Here is a 6585-nt window from a genome sequence, read left to right on the forward strand (position 1 = left end):
AGGCGGGCGCCGAGCAGGCGGTGGGCGCCGCGGTAGAGCCGGGGTGCGTGCCGCCAGGGGCTGGCGTGGGCGCGCGCGCGCAGCCGCGGATGCTCTGCGAAGGTGGCGTAGCCGCCGAGCAATTCGTCCCCTCCCAGGCCCGAGAGTGCGACCTTGAGGCCGGCCTGTTGTGCTGCGCGGCTCACGAACCAGGTGTTGATGCCGTCGATGGTCGGTTGGTCCATCGCGGCGAAGAAGCGATCGAGCTCGTCTTCCTGTTCGCCCGCAGAGAGCACGATGCAGGTGTGGTCGACGTCCAGATGGCGGGCGATCAGGCTCGCGGCCGGACATTCGTCGTGCGCCGTGCCCTGCAGGTCGTCGAACGTCAGGGTGAGCGTGCGCAGGCGGGCGGGCGAGGCTTCGCGGGCGAGGCCGACCAGGGTGGACGAATCCAGCCCTGCGGACAGGAACGCACCGACCGGAACGTCGGAGAGCAGGTGGGCGCGCACGCTCTCGAGCAGGCGTTCGCGCATGAAGGCGGCCTCCCCGCCGGCCGGGACGGCCGCCGCGGCCTGCACCGAGCGCTGCAGGGCGGCGGACAGGCTCCAGTAGCGTACCGCCGCGCCGGCGCCGGCCGCTTCGTTCACCAGCAGGGTCGAGCCTGCCGGCAGCAGGCGGATGCCGCGGTAGAGCGTGAACGGTTCCGGAACCGAGCCCCACAGCAGGAATCCGACCGCTCCCGCGGGTTCGGGGCGCGTGTCGACGCCTTCGCCGGCCAGCAGGGCGGAGACCTGGGAGGCGAAGCGCAGGGTCCTGCCGTCGTCCGCGTAATACAGCGGCTTGATGCCGTGGGGGTCGCGCGCGAGCAGCAGGCTGCGCGCCCGCGCGTCCCACAGCGCGAAGGCGAACATGCCGCGCAGGCGGCCCACCATCGCGGGACCGTGACGGCGATACAGGTGCAGCAGCACCTCGGTGTCGGAATGGGAGCGGAACTCGACGCCGGCGCGCTCGAGCTCGCCGCGCAGCTCGGGGTAGTTGTAGATCTCGCCGTTGAAGCTGACCACCAGCGTGCCGTCCGCCGAGTGCATCGGCTGGGCGCCCGCCGCGCTGAGATCGAGGATGGCGAGGCGCCGGTGGCCGAGGCCGATCCGCCCGTCGTCGCCGGTCCACACGCCGGCACCGTCGGGGCCGCGCTCGATCATGGTGTCGCGCACCCGCAGCAGTTCGGCGCGGTCCACTGCGTTAGCAGCGGGGGCGTAGGCGAAGATCCCGTTGATGCCGCACACTTCAGCGCGTCTCCTGCAGGACCTCGCGCACCGCGCGCAGGTAGCCGTGGCCGAAGCGCTGGTCGGGTTCGAGGTAGTTGCCCTCGGCCCACTCGTTCCAGGCCTTGATGAAGACGATGCGCTGCTCGGCCGGGTAGCCCTGCACCAGGTCGACGCCGCGGCGCAGCACGGTCTTGAAGAGCTCCGGGGTCGAGCCGTGCAGCACCAGTCCGTTGAGACCCGAGCGCGGGGTGTTGTCCCAGTTCGGGAGCACCGTGGGGTACTCGGTGAATTGCGGCGGGCTGGCGCGGGTCAGACCGCTCATGATGCGGGCGTAGTCCAGCACGGTCAGCTTGTATTTTCCCTTCGCCATGCGCATGCGCGCCTTCAAGGCCGGGTAGCGCCACGGGATGTGGCCGCTCTTGGGCGGCAGCGGCTGCCAGGTGGCGGCGTCCATGCCGAAGTCGGCCGGATCGACCGCAGCGCCGAGGTAATTCACCGCGACCAGGTGCAGCCCCGGCAGCCCCGCCTGCGCAGCGAGCTCGCGCCAGTAGTCCATCACCCGCGCCACGTCGGGAATGTCGGGCGGGTTGTAGATCAGGAACATCGGCTTGCCGTCGACGCGGATGTAGCGCGGATCGTGGAATGCGGCGAGCAGCCATTCGAAGTGGCGGCGGTGGTCGTCCATGCCCGGGTAGGTCTGCTCGATCAGCATGCGATCGGCCACGCCCTGCCAGATGTTGCTCCAGCTGTGGTTGGCCCAGCACAGGCAGAACGGCAGGTCGGGCTCGCCGCTGGCGAGGATCTCGTTGACCGGGCGCTCGAGGATGCGCCGTCCGCCGAACCAGTAGTGGTAGTAGCAGAAGCCCTCGATGCCGTATGCGCGGGCGAGCTCGGCCTGCGCGTGGCGGGCCTCGGGCAGGCGCAGGTCGTAGTAGCCCAGGTCGGCCGGCAGGTGCGGCTGATAGTGGCCCGGGTAGAGGGGCTTCGCCCGGGTGGTGTTGGTCCACTCGGTGAAGCCCTTGCCCCACCACTCGTCGTTCTCGGGGGTGGGGTGGTATTGGGGCAGGTGGAAGGCGATCGCGCGGGCGTTGCTCATCGTTACCGGGGCCGTGCAGGCAGGAATGCGTGAGAGGAGGAGGCCGGGCCGGGCTCTGCGTCGGACGGGCCGGGCTGCAACAGGATCCAGCCGCGCGCCGGCACGCTCCGCGTAGCGTCCATCCACCCGGGGTGGGCGGCTGCGAGCGGCGGCTCGAAGGCAAGCGGCAGGTCCGTCGTGGCGGTGTTGACCACGAGGAGGCAGGGGGTCTTGCGCGCGCCCAGGTTGATCACCCTGAGGCGTGCATCCGCGGCAGACGGCGTGGGCGCGGCCGATTGTGCGGGCACGATCTCGCCGTTGGCGCCGAGCAGCGAGGGCGGCAGGCCGAGACCGGCATCGTGCAGGTCGAGCACCGCGGTCGCCAGCAGCTCGCGGTCGCGCTGCGCGCGCGTGCGCAGGCAGCGGCGGTACAAGCCCTCGGCCCAGAATGCGAGCGAGTCCCGGCTGGCCGCGGTCTCCTTCCAGAGTCGGGTGACGCGGCTATTTACGCCGAAGTCGACCAGGCCGTCGCTGATGGACGTCCACCGAGGGTCTTTCGGGTCGACGGCGCCGCACGCGAGCAGGCGTTCGAAATCCATCAGGTGCACCCCGTGGTAGCGGTGCACGAAATCGGCTTGGCCGAGGCTGCGTTCGATGTAGCCGGCGGGCATCAGCAGGCGTGGAAAGCGTCGGCGGATCAGGTGCCAGCGCGGAATCAGGTATTTCCAGCCGAGCCGCTTCAAGGCGCGGCGCGCGAACGGCAGTTGTTCCTGCTCCGCCTTCGGCAGCAAGGAGAGGGAGATCACCGCGAGCAGCGGGCGGAACAGCCAGTCGGCCGGACGCGCGGACATCACCGTGCGCAGGCAGGCCTCGGCGGAGCGCAGCAGTCCGTCGTGGGTGTCGTCGCCGCACACCGCGCGCTCGCGGGCGAGTGCCAGCATGCAGTCGAGGTGGGTGTTGAGGATGAGGAGGTTCGTCGGCGACTTGCCCAGCCAGCGTCCGCGTTCCCACGCCAGCGGGTAGTGGCGCATGCCTTCCTCGGAGCGCTCCAGCGAATCGTGCAGGAACCAGGCCCCGGCATCGGTGTGGTCGACCTGCTCGGCGAGATAGCGCGCGATCCGGCGAAGCGCGCCCTCCAGGGCCGGCTCGGGCGCGGCGGCGAACTCGGTGGCCAGCAACTGCATCGCGCCATTGATGAGGCGGTTGTGGCTCTCGTACTCGTCGGTCCATTCGCCGTGCCGGAAACCGCCGTCGGCGTCCTGGCGGCAGAGGACGGCCAGCACGATCTGGCGGCGCAACAGGCGGTAGACGCGCTTGCCGGTGCTGTGGCCGAGGGCGCTGGCGACCATGTGCAGGGCGAGCGCGTCGAGCTCGTCGCAGATCTTCAGCTTCTTGGGCCAGGCCCAGCAGGCGCCGTAGACCTGGCCGTGCACGATGTGCGTGTAGAAATCCGCCGCGCATCGCGTCGCGGTATGGGAGGCGTATGCGAAGAAAGCTTGGGACTCGAGTGCGCTTGCCGTCATCAGCTCGTCTGCGGCGCGGCTCCCGTCCGTGCCCGACGCCTCGGACTCCAGCCGCCAGACGACACAATCGAGCACCTGGTCGGGTGCGAGCTCGAACGTGGCCGCCACCTCGCCGCCGCCGATCTCCATGTTCGCCAGCGTTGCCGGTGATTCCGCGCGGATGCGGCCGACGGCATCCAGGGTCCGGCATACCGGCAGGCGCGGCACCCAGAAGACGGCCTCGCCAGGTGTCGTCGGCTCGAACATCCAGCCGCCGATGGCGCAGCGTTTCAACAAGTGGTTGCCGGCGAGCCGCAGGCGGACCGATTCCGCGGTGGCGGTCCGCTGGACGCGCAGGAAGAGCGCGCTCGCGGCCTCGTCGGCGAAATCGTCGCGCACGATGTCGACGCCGTCATGCGACCCGAGGCGCCGCTGCGCGCCCCGCAACTGCATGGCGATGCCGCCGTCGGCGGCCGAAAAGTGCTCCAGGAGGTCGAGGTGCTTCATGGTTCGTCAGCGGGCGAGCCGGAGCGTACGGCGCCAGCGCAGGCTCTCGTCCGCGAGTGTGGCGAGCGGAAGGAAAAGGAAGGCGGCGGCGTAGGCGATCGCGGCGCACCCGCCCGTGACCAGCATGTACAGGGCGGGACGGATTTCACGCCAGTCCGCCGGGAGTGCCGCATCGGCGAGTGCCAGCACCGCCAGCAGGATGAGGTTGAGGCCGAGGCCGGGCGCGAGCGCGCGCCACAGGTCGCCGAGACGGCTCGGGAAGCAGCGCGTCGCGAGGTAGTACATCACCGGGGTGGAGAAGGCGATGCCGGCGAAGACGCCCCATGCGGCTCCGCTGATGCCCGAGTGCTTCAGGCCGTAGTAGCACGCGACGGATACCAGCACGCCCTGCGCGATGTGAATCCACACTTCGCGGCCGAGGCGGTTCATCGCCGCGAGTACCGCGCCGCAGGGGTGGCCGATGCAGATCAGCAGGCCGGCGAGCGAGACGATGCGCAGCGGATCGGCGGACGGAACCCATTTCGCGCCATAGACGAAGAGCATGAAGGGCTCCGCCATCCACGCCAGGCCGATATAGATCGGCAGCGTGTAGACGACCATCAGGCCGATCATGCGATAGAAGAGATACTTGACCTCGTCGGGGCGGTCCTGCGCCTTCGCCATCGCGCGGAAGACCGCGTCGTAGACCGCAGCGCTCACGGTCGAGAAGGGCAGCCAGGCAAGGCTCTCGCCCTTGTTGAAGAGACCGACCGCCGAGGGCCCCGCAACCCGGCTGATGATTGCGTTGCTGGCCTGCTTGGTGAAATAGGCGGCGAGGTCGTTGAGCGAAACCTTGACCCCGTAGGCGCCGAAGCGTCGTGCCACCTCGAGGTCCAGGCACAGCTGCGGGCGGCGGTCGCTCACGCGGTCGAGCATGGCGAGGGTGATCAGGCTGCCCAGGATGCCCGACAGGATCAGGCTCCACGGGCCGGCGCCCACCACCGCGAGCGCGATGCTGGCGAGGCCGGTGAGGACCGCTACGGCGAGCCCGATCACGGAGCGCTCCTTGAAGCGCATGTCGCGGTGCAGCGCACTCGCACGCGTGTTCACGAAGGGGCGCAGGAGGAAGCTGATCGCCGAGACGCGGACGAGGTCGGCGTAGAGCGCATCGCCGAAGGTGTGCGCGAACCAGGGCGCAGCGACGTAGAAGCCGGCGAAGATCAGGAGGCCGATCAGCAACTGCGCCGTGAACACCACGTCGAAATCGCGCGCTTGCGCGTCTTTGGACTGCACCAGCGCCTGCCCCATGCCGCCGCCGCTGATCAGGCCGACGAAACCCGTGAAGATCTGGATGGTGACGATGAAGCCGAAATCCTCCGGGACGAGCAGGCGCGCGAGCACGATGCCGAAGGCGAACTGAAGCACCTGACCGCCGAGGCTGCCGGTGACGAGCCACTTGATGCCGCTGCGAATCGAGTTCGATGTACTCATCTGGATGGGAACGAGGCCTAAGCGGGCGGAATGTTGCCCCGCATTGTGCCCGGGAAGGCGTGAACAAGCCGTGAATTATGGCCTCTACACGCGCCGGGACGCATGCGAAGCGGGGTGCGCGGGGTCGATTGCGGCTTCGCTCGGGCTCCGCACCTGCGGCGCCGGCCGAGGTGGCGCAGGCTTTCACGGGCACGGGCCCGCTTGGCGTGGCGACCGCGGAGGTCGGGTTGACCTTCCCACGTTGGCAAGGTCTACAGTGCGGACTATCCCGGTTCCGTACTGGATGGACACCATGAACACCCCCCGGACTGTCTCGCCCGCCGCTGCGGTGCGCACCCTCGCCATCGCCGGCATGAACTGCGCCTCCTGTGTCGCCCACGTCGAGAAGGCCTTGCTGAAGGTCGAGGGCGTGCAGGCCGCCAGCGTCAACCTCGCCACCGAGACCGCCACCGTGACGGCTCCGGCGGCGGTGCCGCTGTCGGCGCTGATCGCCGCGGTCGAGAAGGCCGGCTACGAGGTGCGGCGCAACACCCTCGAGCTCGACATCGAGGGCATGAGCTGCGCGGCCTGCGTGGGCCGCGTCGAGAAGGTGCTGCAGCGCGTGCCGGGGGTGGTGACGGCCAATGTGAACCTGGCCGCGCGCCGCGCCCACGTCGAGCTCGCCGGCGGCGTGCCGACCGCGGCGCTGGTGGCGGCGGTGCAGAAGGCCGGCTTCGGTGCGACGCCGGCCGCGGAGGTGCGCGAGGGGGCGCGCGAGGCCGACGCCGCGGCCGAGGAGGCGGAG

General features: G+C 70.0%; 5 protein-coding genes. 1 reads left to right on the forward strand and 4 read right to left on the reverse strand.

The genetic code is table 11. The annotated features are described in order from the left end of the window. From asnB to C665_RS17620, 4 genes are all read right to left on the reverse strand, one after another. On the reverse strand, nucleotides 1–1265 hold a 1265-nt coding region (asnB, locus tag C665_RS17605), incomplete at its 3' end, for an asparagine synthase (glutamine-hydrolyzing) (RefSeq protein WP_004324853.1). A 1-nt stretch (nucleotide 1266) separates the two neighbouring features. Further along, nucleotides 1267–2343: a glycosyltransferase WbsX family protein gene (locus tag C665_RS17610; protein WP_004324855.1), complete on the reverse strand. Its 1077-nt coding sequence runs from the start codon at nucleotides 2341–2343 to the stop codon at nucleotides 1267–1269. Nucleotides 2344–2345: 2 nt separating this feature from the next. Beyond that, complete coding sequence (locus C665_RS17615) at nucleotides 2346–4331, reverse strand: hypothetical protein (RefSeq protein ID WP_004324856.1); 1986 nt, start codon at nucleotides 4329–4331, stop codon at nucleotides 2346–2348. 6 nt (nucleotides 4332–4337) lie between these two features. Next, nucleotides 4338–5801 (reverse strand): lipopolysaccharide biosynthesis protein, encoded by a 1464-nt coding sequence (locus C665_RS17620; RefSeq protein ID WP_004324858.1) that lies wholly within the window; start codon nucleotides 5799–5801, stop codon nucleotides 4338–4340. A 292-nt stretch (nucleotides 5802–6093) separates the two neighbouring features. On the opposite strand from C665_RS17620, the gene C665_RS17625 reads away from it, so the two are divergent. Further along, on the forward strand, nucleotides 6094–6585 hold a 492-nt coding region (locus tag C665_RS17625), incomplete at its 3' end, for a copper ion binding protein (RefSeq protein ID WP_004324859.1).

The organism is Thauera aminoaromatica S2, from assembly GCF_000310185.1.
GTDB classification, from domain to species: Bacteria; Pseudomonadota; Gammaproteobacteria; order Burkholderiales; family Rhodocyclaceae; genus Thauera; species Thauera aminoaromatica.